This window comes from Frankia sp. KB5 (assembly GCF_002099325.1).
Taxonomy (GTDB): domain Bacteria; phylum Actinomycetota; class Actinomycetes; order Frankiales; family Frankiaceae; genus Frankia; species Frankia casuarinae.
Window position 1 is genome coordinate 1 of the sequence record NZ_MRUJ01000114.1, and the last position, 20865, is coordinate 20865.

Annotated in this window: 17 protein-coding genes; all 17 read right to left on the minus strand. The window is 71.2% G+C overall.

From position 1 onward, the window contains the following. Positions 1-712, minus strand: a 712-nt coding sequence (locus KBI5_RS12365) for a glycosyl hydrolase (protein WP_085015299.1), incomplete at its 3' end; no start/stop codon positions are given. Further along, positions 709-1713: a hypothetical protein gene (locus KBI5_RS12370; protein ID WP_085002475.1), complete on the minus strand. Its 1005-nt coding sequence runs from the start codon at positions 1711-1713 to the stop codon at positions 709-711. The genes KBI5_RS12365 and KBI5_RS12370, both read right to left, overlap by 4 nt. A gap of 127 nt (positions 1714-1840) precedes the next feature. Next, complete coding sequence (locus KBI5_RS12375) at positions 1841-3481, minus strand: hypothetical protein (protein ID WP_198537667.1); 1641 nt, start codon at positions 3479-3481, stop codon at positions 1841-1843. 746 nt (positions 3482-4227) lie between these two features. After that, complete coding sequence (locus tag KBI5_RS12380) at positions 4228-6102, minus strand: choline/carnitine O-acyltransferase (protein WP_085015300.1); 1875 nt, start codon at positions 6100-6102, stop codon at positions 4228-4230. Between the two features lie 211 nt (positions 6103-6313). After that, positions 6314-7171, minus strand: coding sequence for a methyltransferase type 12 (locus KBI5_RS12385; protein WP_108913794.1), 858 nt, complete (start codon positions 7169-7171; stop codon positions 6314-6316). A gap of 194 nt (positions 7172-7365) precedes the next feature. Beyond that, positions 7366-8235, minus strand: a complete 870-nt coding sequence (locus KBI5_RS12390; protein WP_011435515.1) for a hypothetical protein — start codon at positions 8233-8235, stop codon at positions 7366-7368. Between the two features lie 619 nt (positions 8236-8854). Continuing rightward, entirely contained in the window at positions 8855-9319 is a 465-nt protein-coding gene (locus tag KBI5_RS12395; protein ID WP_011435516.1) for a hemerythrin domain-containing protein, read from the minus strand. A gap of 349 nt (positions 9320-9668) precedes the next feature. After that, a complete protein-coding gene (locus tag KBI5_RS12400) occupies positions 9669-10292 on the minus strand; it encodes a hypothetical protein (protein ID WP_011435517.1) in 624 nt (207 codons plus the stop codon). 2 nt (positions 10293-10294) lie between these two features. Continuing rightward, on the minus strand, positions 10295-10906 hold the full coding sequence (locus tag KBI5_RS12405; RefSeq protein WP_011435518.1) for a hypothetical protein: 612 nt from the start codon (positions 10904-10906) through the stop codon (positions 10295-10297). A 194-nt stretch (positions 10907-11100) separates the two neighbouring features. Beyond that, a complete protein-coding gene (gene hypE, locus KBI5_RS12410; RefSeq protein ID WP_011435519.1) occupies positions 11101-12162 on the minus strand; it encodes a hydrogenase expression/formation protein HypE in 1062 nt (353 codons plus the stop codon). Continuing rightward, complete coding sequence (gene hypD / locus KBI5_RS12415) at positions 12155-13261, minus strand: hydrogenase formation protein HypD (protein WP_085015301.1); 1107 nt, start codon at positions 13259-13261, stop codon at positions 12155-12157. Before hypD ends, hypE begins: the two co-directional genes overlap by 8 nt. Further along, positions 13258-13539: a HypC/HybG/HupF family hydrogenase formation chaperone gene (locus tag KBI5_RS12420; RefSeq protein ID WP_011435521.1), complete on the minus strand. Its 282-nt coding sequence runs from the start codon at positions 13537-13539 to the stop codon at positions 13258-13260. Before KBI5_RS12420 ends, hypD begins: the two co-directional genes overlap by 4 nt. A 3-nt stretch (positions 13540-13542) precedes the next feature. Next, positions 13543-16110, minus strand: coding sequence for a carbamoyltransferase HypF (gene hypF / locus KBI5_RS12425; RefSeq protein ID WP_085015302.1), 2568 nt, complete (start codon positions 16108-16110; stop codon positions 13543-13545). Continuing rightward, positions 16107-17195: an NHL repeat-containing protein gene (locus KBI5_RS12430; RefSeq protein ID WP_035733752.1), complete on the minus strand. Its 1089-nt coding sequence runs from the start codon at positions 17193-17195 to the stop codon at positions 16107-16109. Before KBI5_RS12430 ends, hypF begins: the two co-directional genes overlap by 4 nt. A 128-nt stretch (positions 17196-17323) precedes the next feature. Further along, complete coding sequence (locus tag KBI5_RS12435) at positions 17324-18574, minus strand: hypothetical protein (protein WP_011435524.1); 1251 nt, start codon at positions 18572-18574, stop codon at positions 17324-17326. A 62-nt stretch (positions 18575-18636) separates the two neighbouring features. Next, entirely contained in the window at positions 18637-19203 is a 567-nt protein-coding gene (locus KBI5_RS12440; RefSeq protein WP_011435525.1) for a hydrogenase maturation protease, read from the minus strand. A gap of 13 nt (positions 19204-19216) precedes the next feature. Next, a complete protein-coding gene (locus KBI5_RS12445) occupies positions 19217-20824 on the minus strand; it encodes a nickel-dependent hydrogenase large subunit (protein WP_011435526.1) in 1608 nt (535 codons plus the stop codon). Positions 20825-20865: the final 41 nt, after the last annotated feature.

Genomic DNA, 20865 nt, shown 5'->3' on the forward strand with positions numbered 1-20865 from the left:
TGACCACGTCGACGTAGTCGTCACCGGGATAGGCATCCCAGATGTCCTGACCGCTTACCGGCAGGTGATCCCGGTGCGCGGTCATGTTCCAGTCGATCCGCACGTGCGGCGCGGTCGACCGGATCGCCAGGACCGTGCGGCGGTAGCAGGTCTTCCAGGTCTCGACGTCGCGTGGATACCACCAGAACCAGTCGCCGTTGAACTCCCAGCCGAGCCGGACGAAGGCGTCGCCGCGGCCGAACGTCGTCAGCGTGGTGCCGAACTGCCGCCAGTAGTTGTCGTAGGCGCCAGTCGCGCAGGTGGCCTCGTCGCCGTCTTTGGGAAACATCGGCTGGGCGACCGACAGGCCGCCGGGGAACTTGTCCCGGGTGAAGGCCTGCGTCGGCCAGCCGGCCGAGACCAGGTTGGTCCAGTCCTGCCGATCCGTGAAGACGACGGCCAGGTCCACCTTGCGGCCGGTGAAGACCGACCAGAGGTTGACGTCCGCAGGGTAGTTGCCGTTGGCGCCGGAGACCCAGCGCACGCCGCCGGGCTGGGGCGGCTTGGGTTTGTTCGAGCAGGAGCTGAGCCCGCCGGCGACCAGGCCGATGACCAGCAGGAGGAGCAGCGGCAGCGGGAGCGGATGGGCGGCACGTCTGTTCCTCGTCCGGGCGGCGCGGACGGTGCGGCGGCCGGCAGACCCCCACCCTCGCGGTGCCGGTCGCGGTCTCACGCGACGGAGGGTCTGTGCATGGTGGAGGGTCCGTGCATGGTGGAGGATCGCTGCGTACCCGAAGCCGTGGCAATGGCGCCGAGCAGCGGCGTCTCCAGCGGGCCGGGCCGCCGAGCCTGTAGCCAGGCCTGCACGGCCTCGGCCTCGACCGCCCAGTCGTGACCGGGAACGAGCGCCTCACCCAGCTCCATGTGCGTGGCCATGGAGGGCTCCGGCACCAGCATCGTGCGGCGCAGCCGTTCGGGCCGCGCCAAGGCGACGGCGTTGAGTGTCGTGCGCAGCCCGCTCAGCACCACCCGACGAGCGATCCGCGCGGCGGGGGGTGGCGGGGCGAACGCAGGCGGTTCCCCGCTCAGCTCGGCCAGCCGGAAGGGCTGGAAACCCTGCAGAGTGAGACAGGTCGCGCGGTCGAAGGCGCCGCCGACGAACGGGATCGAGCGCAGCAGCAGTTCGTCCTCGAGCAGGGTGCCGACCCGCAGACCGAACGTGCTGGTCGTGGTGGCGGCCCTGGCCCAGGTCACGCCGTCGACCACCGGCGCGTGGGAGTGGCTGCCGCCGTCCCGGTGGATCATTGGCCGGCGGCGGGTGGTGGTTGAGGAGAATCGCAGCGTGCTGTAAAGGGTGAAGTAATCGACCGCGGGGAGCGCGGTCGCTGCCGCGACGAGACTGGAAAGCGATTTTTCCGTGTACAAATAGTCATCTTCGGCGAGCCAGACCAGATCGTCCGGCGACCAGCGCCGGACCCGCGGCATCCGCAGCACGTACCGGTAGGACGCGCGATTGCTGCCGCACTGCACCGACTGCACCTCGCCGGCGGACGTCATCACGGCAAGACGCTCCGCCGGCATAGGGCCGTCATTGACGAAGACGATCCGTACCGGGATGTCGACGTTCTCGACGGCCCGGAGGAGAGAGGCCAACGCAAGCATCTTGCTGTAGAAGGTCGGTCGGTTCTTCGTGTTCTCCGAACCGACCGACCGATAAAGAATACGCAGAATCATCGCAACCCCCCTACCGGCCCTGGCCCGGCAGCGCTCATCGTGGTGGCCTCGACGCCTCGGACACCGCCTCGACGCGGTCGGCCGAACATATTGCACACAGCTCGTACGTTACTGTGAAACATCATTATCATTGATCATTGCCGGTCCCGGTCGGGTGCTCCGGAACTCGGCCCTGTACGGCCGGTCCGGCCGGCTCGCCGGAAAGGGCGATCGCCGTGTCCCGTTCCACCTCCCGTGCGGCCCGGCGGACGAGGATGAACCAGATGGGGACGGTCACCCAGAAGGCAAGTATGTAACCGCAGACCGCGCCGGTGCCGCCGCCGATCTCCAGACCGACGATCGGATAGACGACAAGCTGGGGGGCGAGCACCGCATTCGCGCGGAAGGTGAGCTTGGCCTTGCCGAGCGCGTAGAGCATGCAGGCCGGCCCGACCGTCGCCGCGGGGCCCGCCTGCTGCACGATGGACAGCGCCAGCAGGTCGTGGGTCTGCTCCCAGGTCTGGCCGAGCAGCGAGTGCCCGATGCTCGTCGGCAGGACGAGAAAGATCGTCCCCCAGGCGGCGCCGGCCGCGACGATCACCGCGGACAGGGCGTAGGCGGCGCGGACCCGGGCTGCGGCCGAGAGGTCCTTGCGGCGGGAGAACTCGGGGATGGCCCAGCTCACGATCCCGACCGCGAGAATGGTCGTCGGTCCGAGCAGAGTCTGCACCCCGCGCAGCGCGCCGACCAGGTCGATCGCGCCCAGCGTACCGAGCAGCAGAGTGGATGCCTGCTGGGCGCCTTGGACGGTGAGGTACTCGGCGCTCATGTACCCGTTGACATCGCGGTGTTCGACGACCCACTGGCGCACGAGGCTCGGCGCCGGCTTGAAGCCGGCCTGCGTGACGCCCAGCATGGCGGCGACCGCGGCGGCGCCACCCCAGGCCAGCAGCATCGCCCACGAGGTGGAGACGTCGCGGACGATCAGCGCGTAGATGGCGGCGAACTGGACGATCGCCCAGATCCCGTCGTTGGCGGCGGCGGCGGCCGGGCGACCCTCGGCGAAGAAGACCTGCCGCCAGGCGTCCTGGAGCAGCAGCGTGGGAAAGACCAGTCCCATCGCGACCAGCGAGGCGCCGACCGAGCCGCCCATCGCCGCACCGACGGCAAGCGTCACGACCCCGCAGACCAGCCCGATCACGAGGGCGGTGCCGGTCCCCGCCGCGCCGGCCACCCGAAACACCCGCGGCGGCACGTCGGAGAACTTCATCCCCAGCGGAGCGGTGCCGACAGCCTTCGAGAACCCGATCATCAATGAGAAGATCGCGAAGGCGACGGCGAAGGCCCCGAACTCGGACTTGCTGACGCTGTGGGCGATGACGAAGGACATCACGGCGTTCGTCCCGCTGGAGAGCACCTGGTCGACGAGTGTCCAGATGGCCCGCGAGCGGCTGGAACCCCGGGTCGGTCGCTCGTCATGGTGGCGACCACCGGCCGGACCGCCGTCGTCCAGGATGGTCAGCCCGTAGTCGACCGGTTCCCCACAATCCGGGACTGCCGGTGCCTCGCGCCCCCGGTGGATCTCGCCGCGGCCGATCGGCGGGATGAGCCATTCGCCGGTCGCGGGACCCCACAGGGGGAGTAGCCCCTCGGGGGTCGGCCCGTCCAGTGCCGTCCCGAAGGCTTCCACGGCCGGGATCCGGCGGCCGCRCAGGCCGCGGATGACCTGGGTCCGCTCCCGGTCGAACTGTTCCGGTCGCGGCGACAGGGCGGCGGTGACCTCCGGCACGGGTTCCGTCCGGGGGCGTGGTGACTCGTGCTGCTGGGCCGTGGCCGGCGCGGATGTGTCCGGGCCGGTCACCGGAGCCCACCCGGCCCTCCGCCGGGTGGTACTCGGACGGTGGAGGGATCGCGGAGAGTCCTGATGATCGTCTTTTGCCGGGGGTCGGTGGCCGAACTCATTGATCCACCGCCGTCCGTCCTCTCCGTGCCGCATCGGTCCGACCCCGGCTCCCCGTGCCGGCCGGGCGAGCGACGCCGCCGCTTCCGCGGCGGACGACGATCGAGCCCACCGCGTCGCTTCTGACCAGGGCGCCAGTCGGCCAGGGTGCTAGCAGGATGGTAGCCCGATGGGATCGGAACGCTCGGCTAGGGCCGCTCGGGTGGATCTGGTCCGAGCGGACCCGACAACGGTGGTTGGCCAGAGCGGATCGCGGGGGCATGAAACGGGCGATGAGATCGCGATTCTCCGGCATGTGCCTGCCCCGTAGACGGTTCGCTCGCCTACGTCCGCAATCTTCCGCATCCAGGCTGATGGTCCGTAAGTTTAGCAGTCGGGCCTCGGCCCGATCCCCTTGTTACGTCGGTCACCCCCGGCAGGGCGGTACTCGGTGGCGGATCCAGTGAGGTGGGGTGCGCCATCCGATCCGCTTCCGGGACACCGGCTGCCGGCCGGATCAGGGCATCCCTGATGCCGGTGGCCGCGCTCGCGGAGGCCTGGACAAGGCAGGAGCGGGGCGTGGGCCGCATCATCAATTACCTGGAATAGCCCGCCTTGAATGGCCCGTCGCCCGTCTCATCGGTGGCGAGCAGGTCCTGCAGCTCGGTGACGACCTGCTGGAGCTGGTCGGCGAACGCGTACATCCCGTCCGCGACCGCACGCGGCGTGCTCAGGTAGAGGTTGAACCGGTCCGGCAGCAGCACGTAGGCGATGCCGATGCACTGGCTGCTGGTAGACCCGAAGCCGAAGAACTCGACGTTGGTGGACGGCGCGGAGCTGGTGCTCAGGTAGTCGTCGCGCGCCTTGAGCCAGCCCGGGGCCTCGTAGAGCGCGATCGGCTCGGTCACCCCCAGCCGCTCGCCTTGGCTGCGGGCGATGAACTGCAGCTCCCACAGGTGCTGCTCGGGGGCCCGCCCGGCCTGGCAGTCCTTCGCGCGCCGCACGTGCGCGTCGGCGGCGGCGCGGAACGCGGTCCGGCGGGTGGCGGTGTCGGTGTCCGGGTCGTTGAGTACGGTCACGAACCGCTGGATCTCCGGGGTGACGACCCGCATCGCTTCCGTGCGGCCGCGCCGCCAGTGCCGGGTGGCGATCGATTCGTAGGTGGCGCCGATGTGCCCCTTGGCCCGGCTGTGCGCCAGCTGGTAGGCGAGCTGCACGAATGCGTCCGGTGACGTCTTCAGTGCCTTGGCCCGGTTTTGYCCGAAGTCGGTGAAGGACAACACCGTTGAGGCGGTCGCCGCGGCGAACTCCGCGAACGACGCGCCGGCGGCGGCCACATCCGCCCGCAGGCTGGCGTCGAGGACGAACTCGACGGGCTCGATGACGGGTAGCCCCTGGGGCCGGGCGCCAGAGCTCGCCGAGTGCTCCGCGGGCGAGGTACCCAGCAGGTCGTCGACGAAGCTGAGGATCGTCGTCCCGTCCAGCCCGCAGTGCTCGACGTTGATGCCCGCCCGGCCGTCGGCGAAAACGATCAGTGACACCGCCTTGTCGAACCACCGGTTGGCGCTGTCGCCGTGGAGCAGGTGGTCACACGCGGCCAGGTTGTCCTTGGGGGTGAAGTCTTCCAGGCACAGGGCGAACAGCGCGGTCTCGATCGTGTCGAGCGCGGCCGCGTTGGCGGGGTCCAGAGCGARCAGCGTCTGGCGGCTCGCGGCCCAGTCAGCCCGGGCCTTGGTGGTGAGCTGGCCGACGGCGGCGTCCGCCGGAATCCGCGACGCGGCGGCCTTCACCACGGCGCGCAGGCCCGCCGCGAGGTCGTCCAGGGTGTACGGGTGACCGTCCGGCCCGACGACGTCCAGCCGGACGATGTTTCCCCGGTGGAAGACGACGATGTGGCGGGCCTGGGACGGCCCGGGCCACTGCTCGCTGTACGGGGTGCGCACGGTGTCCTGGACCGTTCCCGGGATCCGGGTCGTGGAGAACAGGAACGTGTTCTGCGCCATCGACAGCGTCTGGCCGCGCTGGACGATCGGCTCGACCCGCTCGTCGTCGAGGCGCAGCTTGTAGTCGACGGCTGCCGCCACGAGCCCGGCGGCCCGCTCCACCTGCGGCTGCTCGGCGGACAGACCCTCGGCGTCCTTGAACAGGAAGATGTAGTTCGCGTTGAGCGCGATGCGGTCGCGCCGGCCGAGGTAGCGGGAGTCCCAGAAGCCGTCCAGCCAGCTGTGTACGCCCTCGGTGGCGTCGTAGCGCTCCAGCGCCGCGTGCAGGGTGGGGCCGGGGCCGCCCRGTGCCTGGAAGGCCGCGACGGCTGCCTCGGTCGTCGCCTGCTCGGCCGGGGTCAGCAGCGGCGCGGACCAGGCAAGGAAACGTTCGCAGCTCTCCGCCAGCGTGGGCAATGGCACCCGGGGCAGCAGATCGTCGTTCGCGAAGGTTCCGGTGGATCGCTGGGAGCTACTGATCGCATTCATGCTGGGCCTCGGGTTGTCTCGGGGAACTCGTCTCGGGGACACGGTCATGGTGAACGCCACAGGCTGCGTTGGGTCCATGGTCGCCGAGATTCCACGGGTGGCGGGCGTTCCATCGGACATTCGGCTCGTACGGTTCATCCGACTCGCATGATGGCCGGGGCGCCCTCGACCTACCGGCCGCGCGGGGGACGCCGCCGGCACCGGTCGCCCGTCAGCCTGGCGGAACCGGCCGGGTGGATGTCGCCGCCGGTCGCCGGCCGGAGGCGGGATGAGCGGTCGAGGGACTGGTCACCCCGCGCGGCCGAGAGATGTGCAGCTGGGCGTACAGCCAGCCCTCGGCCTCCAGCCCCCGTGGATCGACGCCGACGGTGGACAGCGTGTCGAGCACGAGCGACTGCTCCTCGGCGGAGGCGAAGCGCCGCTGCCGGAAAACGCCGTTGACGTGCACGGTCTCATACCCGAGCCCCGCGAGCGTCGCCTCGACCGGTTCGAACGGGAACATCCGCAGCACGAAGTGGGCCATCCACGGCCTGCGCTCACCGGCCGCGCGGGCCACCCGGGCGATGGTCCGCTCGGTGACGTACCCGAGGCAGCCCGTCGAGACGACGATGTCCGTTCCGACGAGCCGCTCCCGTTCGGCGTCGGTCGGGTCCCGGTCCTCCAGGTTGGCGTGCACGGCGTCATCGAGGAACCCAGCCGCGGACGCATAGGAGATGGCCGGCCCCGAGCTGTCCAGACCGAGGAACCGGCTCGTCTCCAGCCCGTCGCGGGACCGGACGAGTTCGCGGTCACGGGCGAGCAGCACGTCCCGGGTCGGCCGGGTTCCGGGCGGTGCGTAGCGCTCGTGCAGGTCGTCAAACGTCACGTCACAGCGGAGCAGCGCGGCGTTGATCCCGTAGGAGCAGCCCACGTCCAAGACCGTCGGCGGTCGTCCCCGGACCATCCGGAATTCCCGGATGAGCTGGCTGAAGTACGGTTTGGCGAGCTGCGGGATACGATAGTCGAGTTTCCGCAGGGTACTGAAGTAGGCGTGCGGGTCGGGCTGCGTGTAGATGTGGTCGAGCGAGATCTTCCCGCTGTCGTCGAACCGCCTCGTCCCGGTGGGGTACGCGGCCTCGGAGGAATTCGTGGTTCCGTCGGAGTCGGTGGTCTCGGCAGAATATCTGCTGTCGTCGGAATACACGCGTCTGGCGCTCCTTGTGACGGGCGGTCGGGGCAGACAGGCCGGTGCTGAAGCAGCTCGCCGACCGAGTTCTGGTCCAGCTAGTCCAGCAGCTGGTCGACGCGGACCGCGCTCTTCTCCGCCGCCAGGTGCCGCGGAAGGACCCGGCCGAAGAGCTGCTTCGTGCGCGCGACGCTGCCGACGACCCCGGGGTGCCCGGTGTAGGCGAAGATTGCGGAATGCCGGGCCGTGTCGCCCTCGACCGGGCTCACCCGGTGCATCGAATAGCGGCCCAGGAAAAGCTGGAGATCACCCGGTCGGAGGGCGAGACGCCGGACCAGATGGCCGCCCTCGCCCGCCAGCACGGCCCGCACGTCGGCGAAGTTCTCCGCCTGCGCGGACCTGATGTTCGGGCAGTACTCGAAGTCGCCCCCGGCCCGCGGCGCCTGCGTGAGCAGGCTCACCGCGAATTCGTTCGTGTCGAAGTGCCAGGGGTGCTCCAGCCCGGGGGCGATGATGTTGAGGCACAGCCCGGCCAGCGGGTCGGCGAGTTCGTGGACTCTCGGCAGGTCGAAGCAGCCGGCGATGAAATGCTGGAAGAGCTCGCTGGTGTAGAGGCGGTGGACGGCGAATTCGGTGGGAATCTGGTCGCGGGCGACGAAGGCATTCCCCCGCCGCATCGTGAACCGGCCCGGATGATCGGCCGGCAACGACGGGTCGACCGCGATGTTGTAGGCGTTGACCGTCTCGACCTCGTCATACGCGAGCGGAGCGACGGTGGCGCACTCCTGTGCGACCGCGGTGAATGCGGAGGGCCGGACGAATTCCGGGAGGACACAGCATCCGCGAGTGCGCAGTTCCTCCCGGGCCCACGAGACGACGTCCCGCCAGGCGTGGCTCGAAGGTTCGGTGAGAGGGTAACGAACGGTATTGATCAGCTCGCTGATGGACCAGGTTTCCGTCGCAACCATGTGACTCCTCTCCGCCGCTACGCGGCGGCCCCGGGTCGCCGATGGGAACCGTCCACGACCTCGATGCGATTTGTCACATGGTCGCCCGATGGTCATGATGGCGAAAGTCAGTGTGAGATGTCACACGCCTGTGCTCGCGCGGGACGCGAATCCCGCCCGCCTGCCGCCATTCCAGCAACCCGGCCACGACCTGTCGCGGAGCCACCATCTTCGGGGCGTCCCGCGTCCTCGTCCTGAGCGGCTGTACGTGGGTGCCCGCGGGCCCGGCGGGCGACCGGCCCCGGCCACCGTCGATGCGAACTGGCCGTACCGGCCCCTGTCTGGCCCGGCCGGAAGGTGCCCGGCGCAGGACGCCAACCGTCGGGATCTCAGCCTTCTCGTGTTCACCGGAGATGCGTCCGGCGGGTCCGGTGCAGCGACGTCCGGTAGAGCCATATCTGGTATCGCCATGTCCGGTGCAGCGACGTCCGGTACCGCCACATTCGGTACCGCCACGTCCCGTACCGGCGTGCCCGGGAGCGATCCCGGCCCGACCCCGCCGCAACGGCCGATGCCCGAAGGCTGATCCGATGCCTGGAGCCGGCCGTTCCGGGGAGGGAGTCGGTCATCGTACGAGGTTTCAGGAGCTTACGAGCTTCAGCGCCTGGCGGATCTCGCCGAGACGGTTCCATTGTTCGTTGCTGAGAATCGAGACGGCGGCGTGGAACACGCCGTCCTGTTCCTTCGCGATGTGCCTGCGCAGCAGGCTCATCGCCTCGATGACCCGTGTCGGCCAAGCGGGATCGACCCGGGCGGTGCCGTCGGTCGCCCCGGCGAGCACAGCCTCGATCCGGCGGTGCTCGCTCTGCAGGATCGCGATCTGTTCGGGGAACTCGAGTGCCATCGCGGGGAACAGACCCTTCTCCTCCACCACCGTATGCGGCTGGAGAACCGCCGACATCTGCTCACAGAGTGTCACCATTGCCCCGACATCACCCTGTCGATATGCCTCGTGCGTGTCGGCGATGAGATCGGTGACCTGGTCATGTTCCCCGATCAGGGTCGCGATCGCCGGCAGTGACTGACAGTTGCAGTATTCACGCATAGTACCCACCTTGGGTAGAAGAAGATCAGCGACGACCCCGCGTCCCGCGTGCCCCACCGGCAGCGTCGCCATCCCATCCCCACTCGCACGGCGGCGCTCGTGTCGCGCCGCTCATGGTCATCATCGAATGGCCAGGGCGGCTCCCACACGGCCGATAGTCCTGTCCGGTGCCCTACCAATGGCGGCAGGGCAGCGGTCCGCGAGTCGCCCTTCCCCACGGCCGATCGGAACGAACGGGCAGCATCCGCGCGGTGCCGGCGACAGCGAGCAGCAGCCCCACGACGGCGACGGAGATGGTGTCGGCGGCTGCGACGACCGGTCAGTCCTGACTGTTAGTCCTGACTCTGGTTCAGTCCTGACTGGCGAGATAGCCGATGACCATCGCACCCCACCATCCGGCCTGGGAGAGCAGGTTACTGATTATCGATCGGGCCAGGAGCGCCCGGGACGGAACGGTGGCGGACTGCTCCAGCCGGTGCTGGATCGCCCAGATGTGCAGGCCGTTGAGGGCGATGAGGAGCACCAGTCCGATCTTCACCTGGGTCAGTCGCCTGGACAGGTCCGGATGCAGCAGGATGCCGCTGAGCACGAGCCCCGCCAGACCAGCCCAGATCATCACGTGCAGGCCGCTGGCCACCCGGATGACGTCCGGGAAGCTGCGCCGACCGAACAGCCATGACAGGGCGAAGAAGTCGATGGCGAGGACCGCGCCGAACCCGCCCACGAGCGCGGCGAGATGCACGAACAGGGCGGCGGTGTGCAGGGTCGGGTCGGCGGTGAGGTGGGCGGCGGTCCAGACGGCGGCCGCCCACCCGACGACGAGCGCTGTTCCGGTGGCGAGGAAAACGGCCCATCGTGGCAGAACCCCGCTGGCAGGCGGGGAGGGCTGGGCGATGACCAGGACCGGGACAGGCCGCGGGTCCGCGGGCAGGGAAACGAGCCGCTCGGGGACCTTATCTCCGTGATCATGCATGACTAGTGCCTGAGCGTGACGTTGGTGAAGGTGGCAGTCGTGCCGCTGGCCAACGCCGGCGTGTGGCCTTCCTCGCCGTGCCGGAAGAAGGTCGGTACCCCGATTGTTGCGCGCAACGTGTAGCTGCCGTCCCGCGGGATCGAGAAGTTGTTCGCGTAGTGGAAGAATTCGGCGTAGTAGAAGTTGAGTGTCTTCTCCTCCGCAACCGTGCCCTTGCCGTCGATGACCGCGAGCGTGATTGGTACGTTCGGCACGATCCGGCCCGTGGCCGCCTCCACGGGGATGATCTCAATGTGGTGCGTCTCGTCGGCGGCGGGCTTGCGGAGTATCTGCTGCCCGCCTTTGCCCTCGTACCAGGGTTCCGCGGCCTCGACGATGTAGCCGATTTTCCACGGTCCGCTCTGGACCTCGCCTCCTTCGGACCGGATCTCCTTGGCGAGCGTCGTGTACTGCTTGAACACGCCCTCCGGTACCGCGACGGAGAAGGTGGTCGAGCTRCTTACCGGGTGTCCCGGGGAAGCCGTCGTGGCGTCGGTCGTCGAATCGTCGGAGCAGGCGGTGAGACCGAGCAGCAGGGAGACGGCCAGTACGGGCAAGGCTGTTCGCTGGGGCATACGTCCTCCTCGGGGAAGCCTGATATTAGGTTAGGCTAACCTAAATTGATCAGGTTCCGTCAAGGAAATCACCCTTCCGGTCTATGTAAGCTACTCTCGGTAAGCATTAGCGCCGGGAGGCCTCGGCCTCCCGGCGCACCACGTGCCCTGGCCCGCCGATCGTTGGAAAGGTGGGCGCGGCCACGCCGCCGAACTCAGCAGATGCGGGGGAGCTGCTCGCCGAGCGGCCGGTCGACGATGCGGGTTCCCCCGAACGCGGTGCGCCCGACAACCACGCCCGGATGCTCCGCGGTGACCGTGCCGATGACGGCCGCGTCACGCCCCGCCGGATGCGCCCGCATCGCCGCGAGCGCCGCGTCGGCGTCGGCGTCGGCGACGAACGCGACCAGCTTGCCCTCGTTCGCCACGTGCAGCGGGTCGAGGCCGAGGAACCCGCAGGCCGCCTCGACCGCGGGCGGCACCGGCACGGCGCGCTCGGCGAACTCGATGCCCGTCCCGGACGCGGCGGCGATCTCGCACAGCGCGGTCGCGAGGCCACCTCGGGTCGGGTCGCGCAGCGCGTGGACCCCCGGGGCGGCCGCCAGCACCGCCGCGACCAGCCCGTGCAGCGCCGTCGTGTCGGAGCGGACCTCGCCGCCGAACTCCAGCCCGTCGCGCACGCTCAGCACGGCGACACCGTGCTCGCCGACGGGACCGGAGACGATGACCCGGTCGCCGGGTCTCGCCCGTTCGGGGCGGATGTCCACCTCGGCCGGGACGAGCCCGATGCCGCTGGTGTTCACGTACAGACCGTCGGCCAGCCCGCGCTCGACGACCTTGGTGTCCCCGGTCGCCAGCCGCACCCCCGCCGCGGCGGCGGCCCGGCCCATCGCCTGCGCCACCCGGCCCAGGACCGCGAGCTCCAGGCCCTCCTCGAGGATGAACCCGGCCGAGAGCGCCACCGGCACCGCGCCGGCACAGGCCAGGTCGTTGATGGTGCCGTGGACCGCGAGCTCGCCGATGGAGCCACCGGGGAAGAACAGCGGGCGCACCACGTACGAGTCGGTGGAGAACGCGAGCCGGGCGCCCGCGACATCCAGGACCGCCGAGTCCGCCGGTGCCCGCGCCGTGTCGGTGGTCCCGAACGCGGGCAGGAACAGATGCTCGATCAGCTCGCTCGACAGCACGCCGCCGCCGCCGTGCCCCAGTACCACCTGGTGATGGTCACGCAGCGGAAGTGGGCAGGTCCAACCGGTCGGGTCGACGGGGTCAGCCACGGCTGCCCGCCGGAGTCAGTCGCCGGAACTGGAAGTAGGCGGCGCATGCCCCCTCCGCCGAGACCATCGTCGCGCCGAGCGGGGTGCGTGGCGTGCAGGAGGTTCCGAACGCCGGGCACTGCGGCGGTTTGACCAGGCCCTGCAACACCTCGCCGCTGCGGCATTCGGCCGGTTCGGCCACCGTGAGGCCCTCGACGTCGAAGCGGACCTCGGCGTCGAAGTCCCGGTACGCCGCGGACAGCCGCCAACCCGAGTCCGGGATTGTCCCGATTCCCCGCCAGGCCCGGTCACACACCGTGAAAACCTCGGCGAGGATTTCCCGGGCCGCCGGGTTGCCCGCCGGCCGCACCGCCCGCGGGTAGGCGTTCGCGAGTTCTGCCCGCCCCGCCTCGAGCTGCTCGACGGCGTGGCGCACCCCGTCGAGCAGGTCGAGCGGCTCGAAACCGGTGACGACGATCGGTACCCGGTAGGTCGCCACCAATGGCTCGTACTGGAAGGTGCCCATCACCGTGCACACGTGGCCGGCTGCCAGGAACGCCGCCACCCGGTTCGCCGGCGAGGAGAGGACCGCGGTCATCGCCGGCGGCACCAGCACGTGGCTGACAAGTACGGAGAAGTTGTCGATTCCACGGCGCCGGGCCGTCACCACGGCCATCGCGTTGGCTGGGGCGGTGGTCTCGAAGCCCACTCCGAAGAACACGACCTGGCGGTCCGGGTTCTCCTCGGCGAGGCGGACCGCGTCGAGCGGCGAGTAGACCACCCGGACGTCCCCGCCACGCGCCCGGACCATGAACAGGTCCATGCCGCTGCCGGGGACCCGCAGCATGTCCCCGAACGAGCAGAAGATCACCTCGGGGCGGGCGGCGATCGCCAGCGCCCGGTCGATCGTCTCCAGCGGCGTGACGCACACTGGGCAGCCGGGGCCGTGGATGAACTCGACCTGGTCCGTGAGGAGCTGATCGATTCCGTTGCGGATGATCGAGTGGGTCTGGCCGCCGCAGACCTCCATGATCGCCCAGCGCCGGGTCGCGGTGGCGATGATCGCATCCAGCAGCCGGCGGRCCAACGCCGGGTCGCGGAACTCCGCCAGGTACCTCACCGGCCCGGCCCGGTCATGCCCGGTTCCGCCGCGCGCGATCCCAGCTCCTCCTCGAGCAGCCCCAGGTCCCGGAACATCGCGAGGGTCTCCCGCGCCGCGGCCTCGTCCAGCCTGATCAGCCCGAAGCCGGCATGGATGATCGTGTACTGCCCGACGGTCGCGTCGGGCAGGTAGGCGAGGCACACCGTCTTGGTGACGCCGCCGAAATCGACGATCGCCATCCGCGTACCACGGTCGTCCCAGATCTCGATGATCCGGCCCGGTATCCCCAGACACATGCCTCAGGCTTCCTTCCCGCCGAAGGTCGGCTCCGTCGGGCGGCTCAGCGCCGCGACCGCCGCCTGGCCCAGCGCCAGCCCACCGTCGCCCGGCGGCACCACCCGATGGACGAGTACGTCGAACCCGGCAGTGGCGAGCCGGGCGCGGCAGGCCCGCGTCAGCACTACGTTGGCGAACACCCCGCCGGTCAGACCGACCAGGCGGACTCCGTACCGCCGCCGCGCGAGCCCCGCGACCTCGGCCACCGCGTCCGCGACCGCCAGATGGAACGCGCCGGCCAGCACCGGCACCGCCACTCCCGCCCGCAGACCGGCGACGATCCCCGCGAGCACCCCCACCGGGTCGAGGACGCCGTTCGCCAGGCCGAAGGAGAGCCGGCAGGCACCGGCGCCGCCGAGTCCGGCGCCGCCGAACTCCGCCGCGGCGAGCGCCTCCAGCTCGACGGCGGCCTGCGCCTCGTAGGTGATCCGGTGACGCACCCCGAGCAGTGACGCCACCGCGTCGAACAGGCGGCCCATGCTCGTGCAGGGCACGCAGGCCACGCCCCGGTCCAGCGCGGTGCGCAGGGTGCGCAACTCCGCCACGGAGCAGGCCCGCACCGGCGCCAGGTCCGCGGTCCAGTCCAGGTCGGCGGCTACCACCTGGCCTGCTCGGCCGAGAACGACCCGGGCGACACGGCCGGCGACACGGCCCTGGCGCGCCTGCGCGCCCGCAAGGACCGGCCCGACAAGCCGTTCGCGGTGATGGTGCGCGACCCGCTCGGCGCGGGCGACGTCCGGGCCTACCAGCAGCACCTCGCCGCCCCAGATCGTGCCGTCGAGCCCGTAGCCGGTGCCGTCGAACGCGACCCCGAGGATGGTGTCGCCGAGCCTGCCGTGCTCGGCGAGTAGGGCGGCCACATGGGCATGGTGGTGCTGGACCAGGTGCGGCAATCGGCCGGCGGACCGTGACCCGTGGGTGGAGGTCTGGTTCGCCCCCGCCGCCGGGTCCCCGGCTGCCGCCTGTTCGGTCCCCGTAGCCGCCGCGCGTTCGGCCCAGGCCCGGGTGACGTATCCCGGATGGAGGTCGGCGGCGAGCGTCTCCGGCGCGACGCCGTACAGATCGGTCAGGTGCGCGGCGGAGCGCTCGAAGGCCCTGAGCGCCGCCAGGCTGCCCATGTCACCCAGATGCTGGGACACGAACGCGCGACGGTCCGTGGTGAGGCAGAACGTGCTCTTGCCCTCGCCGCCCACGGCGAGCACCGACCGGACGGGGCGGCCGAGGTCCACCGGCAGCGGAACGTATCCGCGGGAGCGCCGCACCGGCAGCACCTGCCCGTCGTCTCCGTCGTCCCCGTAGCCGCAGCGCACCACCGAGTCGTCACACGGCAGGAGGATCGGTCGGTCGTGCCGGAGGAACGCATCAGCGAGGCCGGCGAGCCGGTCCCGCGCGTCGTCGTCGGCGAAGCAGATGGGCTCGCCCGAACGGTTGCCACTGGTCATCACCAGCATCCGCGGCGGTCGCGGGCCGCCACCCGGGACCGGCGCGAACAGCAGGTGGTGCACGGGTGTGTACGGCAGCAGCAGCCCCACCAGCGGAGTGCCGGGGGCGACCAGCCGCGACATCCCCGATATCCCTGACATCCCCGCCGCGGGCGAGCGGCGGACGAGCACGATCGGAGCGGCCGGCGATGCCAGCAGCGCCGCCTCCGCCGACGACAGGTCGGCCACCAGGGCGGCCGTCGCCAGGTCGCGCACCATCACCGCGAACGGCTTGTCGGGCCGGTCCTTGCGGGCGCGCAGGCGCGCCAGGGCCGTGTCGCCGGCCGTGTCGCCCGGGTCGTTCTCGGCCGAGCAGGCCAGGTGGTAGCCGCCGACGCCCTTGACCGCGACCACCGCGCCGTCCGCCAGTGCCCGCTGGGCCGCCGCCAGCGCGGCGTCCGTGCCGTGGACCTCCGGTCCGGTGCCGTCCGCGGGGCTGAACCACAGCTTCGGTCCGCAGGACGGGCAGGCGACGGGTTCGGCGTGGAAACGGCGGTCCGCCGGGTCGGCGTACTCCGCCGCGCACCGCGCGCACATCGGGAAGCGGGCCATCGTCGTGGCCGCGCGGTCATACGGCAGCGCGCTGATGATCGTGTACCGCGGGCCGCAGTTGGTGCAGGTGATGAACGGGTGGCGGTGGCGCCGGTCGGTCGGGTCGAACATCTCGCGCAGGCAGTCGGCGCACACCGCGGTGTCCGCGGGTACCAGGGTGCGATCGCCGGGAACGGTCGCGCCGGCCACGATCCGGAACCCGGCGTCGCCGGCGGTCGACCGGGTCACGCTCGTCACCGTGACGCGCTCGATGCGCGCGAGCGGTGGCGCCTGCGGTTCGAGTCGGCGCAGAAACTCGGCCACGGCCACCTCGTCGCCTTCGACCTCGGCGAACACCGAGGTCGAGTCGTTGCCGACGAATCCCGCGAGCCCGAGGGTGCCCGCGAGCCGGTGGACGTAGGGCCGGAAACCGACGCCCTGGACGACGCCCTCCACCACGACCCGGCGCCGGACCCGGCGCCCGGTCCGCCCGGTCCGCCCGGTCCGCCCTCCGGTCATACCCGCCGCCAGATCATGACCCGGTTGTTGCCCGAGTCCGCCACCGCGAGCCGGTCGCCGCGCACCGAGAGGCCGTACGGCCAGCAGAAGGTGTCGGCCTCGACGCGGGTCCACCGGTTCTCCCCGGTCTCGGCGAACGACGGCTGGCCGAGCACACCGGTCGCGGGCGTGGAACTGCGCCGCGGCAGCTCCTCCCACAGCAGGACGCGGTTGTTGGCGGTGTCCGCGACGGCCAGCAGGTGCCCGTCGCTGTCGACGGCGTAGGGGAAGCGCAGGACGTCGGCCCGGCCGGGCGCGTAGGGGAACTCCCCGGAGCATGCGAGATCGGGCTGGCCGAGCACCAGATCGGCGTCGCCGTCGGCGTCGGGATGGGGGGCCCAGCCGAGCAGCCGGTGGTTGCCGGCGTCCGCGACCAGCAGCCGGTCGGCGGTGCCGGCGAGGTCGTGCGGCCACCGGAAGCTCGCCGGACCGGCCGCGCCGCCACGGTTCTCGTCCCGGCGGGTGGGATCGGGCTGCCCCAGCACCAGGTCGGGTAGCCGGCCGGGCGAGGACGGCAGGCCATTCGACCAGCCCAGGATCCGCCGGTTACCGGTGTCGGCGACGTAGAAGCGCCCACCCACCACGGCCACCCCGAAGGGCCAGTAGAAGGTGTCTGGTCCGCACGGGCCGCCCCGGTTCTCGCGGACGGCGTCGGCGTCCGGCTGCCCGAGCACGAGGTCGGGGGCGGTGTCGGTGACCGTCGGGACCTCGTTCCAGACCAGCACCCGGTGGTGCCAGGCATCGGCGACCACGAGCCGGCCATCCGTGACGAGCACGCCGGTCGGCAGGTGCAGGCCGCGTTCGGGCCCGCGCCCCGCGGCCGCCGGCCCTTCGCTCGTCGCGTCGGCCTGGCCGAGCACGACGTCGGCGGGGGCGCCGTCGACGGCCGGCAGACCATGCCAGATCAGCACCCGGTGGTTACCCGAGTCCGCCACCACGAGCAGGTCGTCGCCGAGCCACACCCCGCGCGGCGCGTACAGCCGGGACGCCGACGGCCGCGCCGACGGCAGGGCCAGCCCGCCGGGCGCCGGGGCGCCGATCCACACCGCCGGTTCCCAGCTCCCCGCCCATCCGCCCCGTCCCGCCTGGCCGCCCCGTCCCGCCTGGCCGTCCTGCCCCACCCATCTGGTCGGAGTGCTCGGAGTGGCGTCACCGAGTGTTCCGCTGCCGGGCGTCACGTCGGCTTCGCGGTGAGTCGGCGGGCGATCTCGTCGAGCACCCCGCGCACGGCCAGGACGGCGTCGGGGTCCCCGACCTCCTCGAAGATCGCCCGTGCCTCGTGCAGCACCGCCTGCGCCGGGTCGAAGAGGCCGAGGTGGGCCAGGGCGTTGCCCTGGTTCGCCCGAGCCCGGGCGTAGCCGAGGGGGTCGGCGTCGCGGTCGCGGGCGGCGATGACCTCCTGGTAGCGCGCGACCGCCTCCCGCAGGTTGTCCTCCCGGTGTGCGGACGGCGCGTAGACCAAGGCGTTGGCCAGGTTGAGCTGGGTGCTGGCCCACCGCTCGGGATGAGTCTCGCGGGTGTAGACGGACAGAGCGGTCCGCAGGCCCTGCACAGCCACGCCGACCCGCAGCTGGTCGGACGCCTGCGCCATCGGCATGGTCAGATACGCCGTGGCGAGGTTGACCTGTGCCGCCGCGAACAGCTCCGGGGCGGTGTCGATGCGGACCAGGCGCAGCGCCGAGAGGTAGTGCTCCACCGCGACCTTCAGGCCCGCCGGATCGTCCCCGGCCAGCTCCTGGTAGGCCGAACCGAGGCTCAGGTGCAACTCGGCCCGGCCGACCGTGAGGTCGGTGGCGGCCAGCGCGGCGAGCGCCGCCGTCAGCTCTGCGATGACGGCCGGGCTCGGTCCCTCGACTCCGCGACGCAGGTCCGCCGCGGTGGACCTGAGCTGGGCGGCGAGACCGGGGGAGGGTTCCCGCGCCGCGGCGATGGCCCGCTCCAGCAGCCCCGCTGCCTCGCCCGTCCGGCCGGCGGCCATGGCGTGGGCGGCGTGTGCGGACCACACCATCGCCGCGATCTCGTCGGTCTCCCCGCCGGGCGGCGGAGGTTCGTCCAGCTCGCCCAGGGCGAACCGGACTACGTCCACCAGGATCCCCAGCTCGTCGCCGAGCGCCCGGCGCAGTGCCACCGGGTCTTCGGGGTCCGCGCCCGCTGGTCGCAGCACGAAGCGGTTGTAGCGGTCGACCGGGTCGTCGCCGCGCAGCTGCCCGAGGGCCGCGACGACCTCCCCGCGGTAGGCGAGCTCCAGCGCGGCCAGCTCCGCCGGCCAGGCCACCGGCACCTTCCCGGCCGCCAGTGTCCGGCGCAGGTCGGCCGTGGCCTCGCCGCCCGGCACGAGCAGGAAGCCGGCCGGCAGCGGAAAGACCCCGACGGGCTGCGGGCGCGCGCAGGTCACGCCCGTGCTGATGACGTCGTCCTCACCCATGCGCGTCCTCACCCATGCGTCTGGTCATCTGGACCTGTGCGTCCGGTCATCCATGCGTCCGGTCATCCGTCCGTTCCGCCGGTCCCGGGGGCGAGACCAGAGATGATCATGTCCCGGACCTGTTCCATCGCCCGGCGCACCGCGGGACTGAGATCGGCGCCGGGCTCCACGCCGCCCGCCTCGATGAGGTAGACGACGACGTCGTCCGGGTAGCCGTCGCCGAGCAGCCAGCGCCCGAACGCCAGCGCCTGGTCCCAGCGGAAGGCGTGCGGGTGCGGCGCGTCCAGGGGCAGGTTCTCCAGCTGTGCGCCCGGGACCTCGAACACGGTCCCGGGCTCGGCCCCGGTGCGGCTGGCGTCGACGACCACGACCCGGCGTGCGCCGCGCATCGCGAACGCCGTGTCCATCCCGGCGGTCCCCCCGTCGACCAGGCGCACCCCGGCCGGGACGCCCGTCTCGGCGAGCCGGCGGACCAGGATCGGCCCGACCCCGTCGTCACCGCGCAGCAGGTTGCCGCAGCCGATCACGGCCACCTCGCACCCTGGTGGTTCGAAACCGGGCGGATCGACCTGCACCCGCGGCCCGACCGGGGGCCGCGAGGCGGCACCCGCCTCGCGATCCCCGGTCATAGGTCGGTCCCGGTCATAGGTTGTCGTTGATGACGAACCTGCTGAGCTCCCGGCCGGTCCTGCCGTCGTAGGCGTGGACCGTGCAGACCAGGCACGAGTCGAAGCTGCGGGCCACGTGGCCGAGCTCGATCGGGTTCTCCGGATCCACGATGGGCGTGCCGACGAGGGCCTGCTCGATGGGACCGGGCGCCTCGGAGCCGTCGCGGGGGCCGATGTTCCAGGCGGTCGGGGTGACCACCTGGTAGTTCGCGATCTTGCCGTCCTCGATGACGATCCAGTCCGAGAGCGAGCCGCGGGCCGCCTCCGTGGAACCGAAGCCGCGCCCTTCGGTGTACTCCACCGGCTTGAGGTGAAACGGCTCGCGTAGGTCCAGCTGGTCGAGCCAGGCCCGCGTCCACTGGTAGTACCTGGCGGCCTCGTGCATCCGGGCCAGCAGGCGGACCATCACCGACGGGCCGATGGCCGCCAGGATGTCCCCGAACAACGGGTCGTCGTCCTGGTGGGCACCCGCGCCGGGAGCCGCGGCTGCGACGCGGCGGGCGAGTGGCCCGGCCTCCAACGGCAGGTATCCGTGGTTCGGCACCTCGTACCGGGGTGACTTCGCCCAGCTGTACTTGCCCTGCTCCCGGCCGCGCGCCGGATCGATGGGCCGGGTCTCGCCGTCGAACGGGTGGCGCGCCTCGGTTCCCTCGTAGAACGAGTGGGTGACGTCCTCCCGCACCCGGGCCTGGTCGAACTCGAAGTACCCGCCGCCCGCGTACACCCCGGACCGGCCGATGAGTGCCGCGTTGCGGCCGGAGATGGTCGGCCGGGTGTAGAGGTCGGGGGCGAAGTACGTCCCGGTCGCCAGGTAGTTRCCGACTCCCTGGCCGTAGCGATCCAGGCCGATGTCTAGGCAGTACCGGAGGAAGAAGCCGCAGTCGCTGTCGTGCTGGGCGGGGTTCTCGTCCACCCAGGCGAGCACGTCCTGCCAGGTACGGTTGGCCAGCCAGCGCTCCACCGAGCAGCCGAGCCACTGCTTCTCCAGCCAGTTGACCTTCCAGTGCTCCAGGATGGCGATGGAGCGGGTCACGTCCGACAGCGTCGGCGCGCACATCACCCCGCCGGGCACCATGAAGCTGGAGTGCGGCCACTGCCCGCCGAAGATGGCGTAGACCTCCACCGGCTTGGCCGACAGCACCACCGCCGGGCCGTAGCTGCTGCCGGTGTAGGGCGCGAACCGCCGTACCGCCTCCTCATACAGCGGCGAGGAGGCGTATTTCCGGTTCGTGAGGTCGATGGCGAACAGCGCGTAGAAGCAGCGCGGGATGCTCTGCAACGTCTCGCACGCCTGCGCGATGTTGCGGACCAGCGTCGCGTTGGGCGGCATCTCGGTGCGCCACGCGACGTCCAGCGCGTACGCCGACTTGTACAGGTGGCTGCCCCCGCAGATCCCGCAGATCCGCGGGGTCACGATCAGGCCCGCCTGCGGGTCCTTGCCGCGCAGGATGATCTCAAAACCCCGGAACATCGCCGCCTCGGTCCACGCCGAGGTGACCACCCCGTCGTCGATCGTGACCCGGACGTCGAGGTCGCCCTCGACGCGCCCCAACGGGCTGACGTTGAGATCGACGGTGGCCATTGGAATCCTCTCTTCTCCCCGTCCGTTCCTCGCGGTCTCCG

Coding starts and splice junctions, on each gene's coding strand:
- KBI5_RS12390 (WP_011435515.1), bottom strand. CDS start 8,235: ATGGTTGCGACGGAAACCTGGTCCATCAGCGAGCTGATCAATACCGTT.
- KBI5_RS12400 (WP_011435517.1), bottom strand. CDS start 10,292: ATGCATGATCACGGAGATAAGGTCCCCGAGCGGCTCGTTTCCCTGCCC.
- KBI5_RS12435 (WP_011435524.1), bottom strand. CDS start 18,574: ATGGGTGAGGACGACGTCATCAGCACGGGCGTGACCTGCGCGCGCCCG.
- hypF (WP_085015302.1), bottom strand. CDS start 16,110: ATGACCGGAGGGCGGACCGGGCGGACCGGGCGGACCGGGCGCCGGGTC.
- KBI5_RS12440 (WP_011435525.1), bottom strand. CDS start 19,203: ATGACCGGGGATCGCGAGGCGGGTGCCGCCTCGCGGCCCCCGGTCGGG.
- KBI5_RS12420 (WP_011435521.1), bottom strand. CDS start 13,539: ATGTGTCTGGGGATACCGGGCCGGATCATCGAGATCTGGGACGACCGT.
- KBI5_RS12370 (WP_085002475.1), bottom strand. CDS start 1,713: ATGATTCTGCGTATTCTTTATCGGTCGGTCGGTTCGGAGAACACGAAG.
- KBI5_RS12395 (WP_011435516.1), bottom strand. CDS start 9,319: ATGCGTGAATACTGCAACTGTCAGTCACTGCCGGCGATCGCGACCCTG.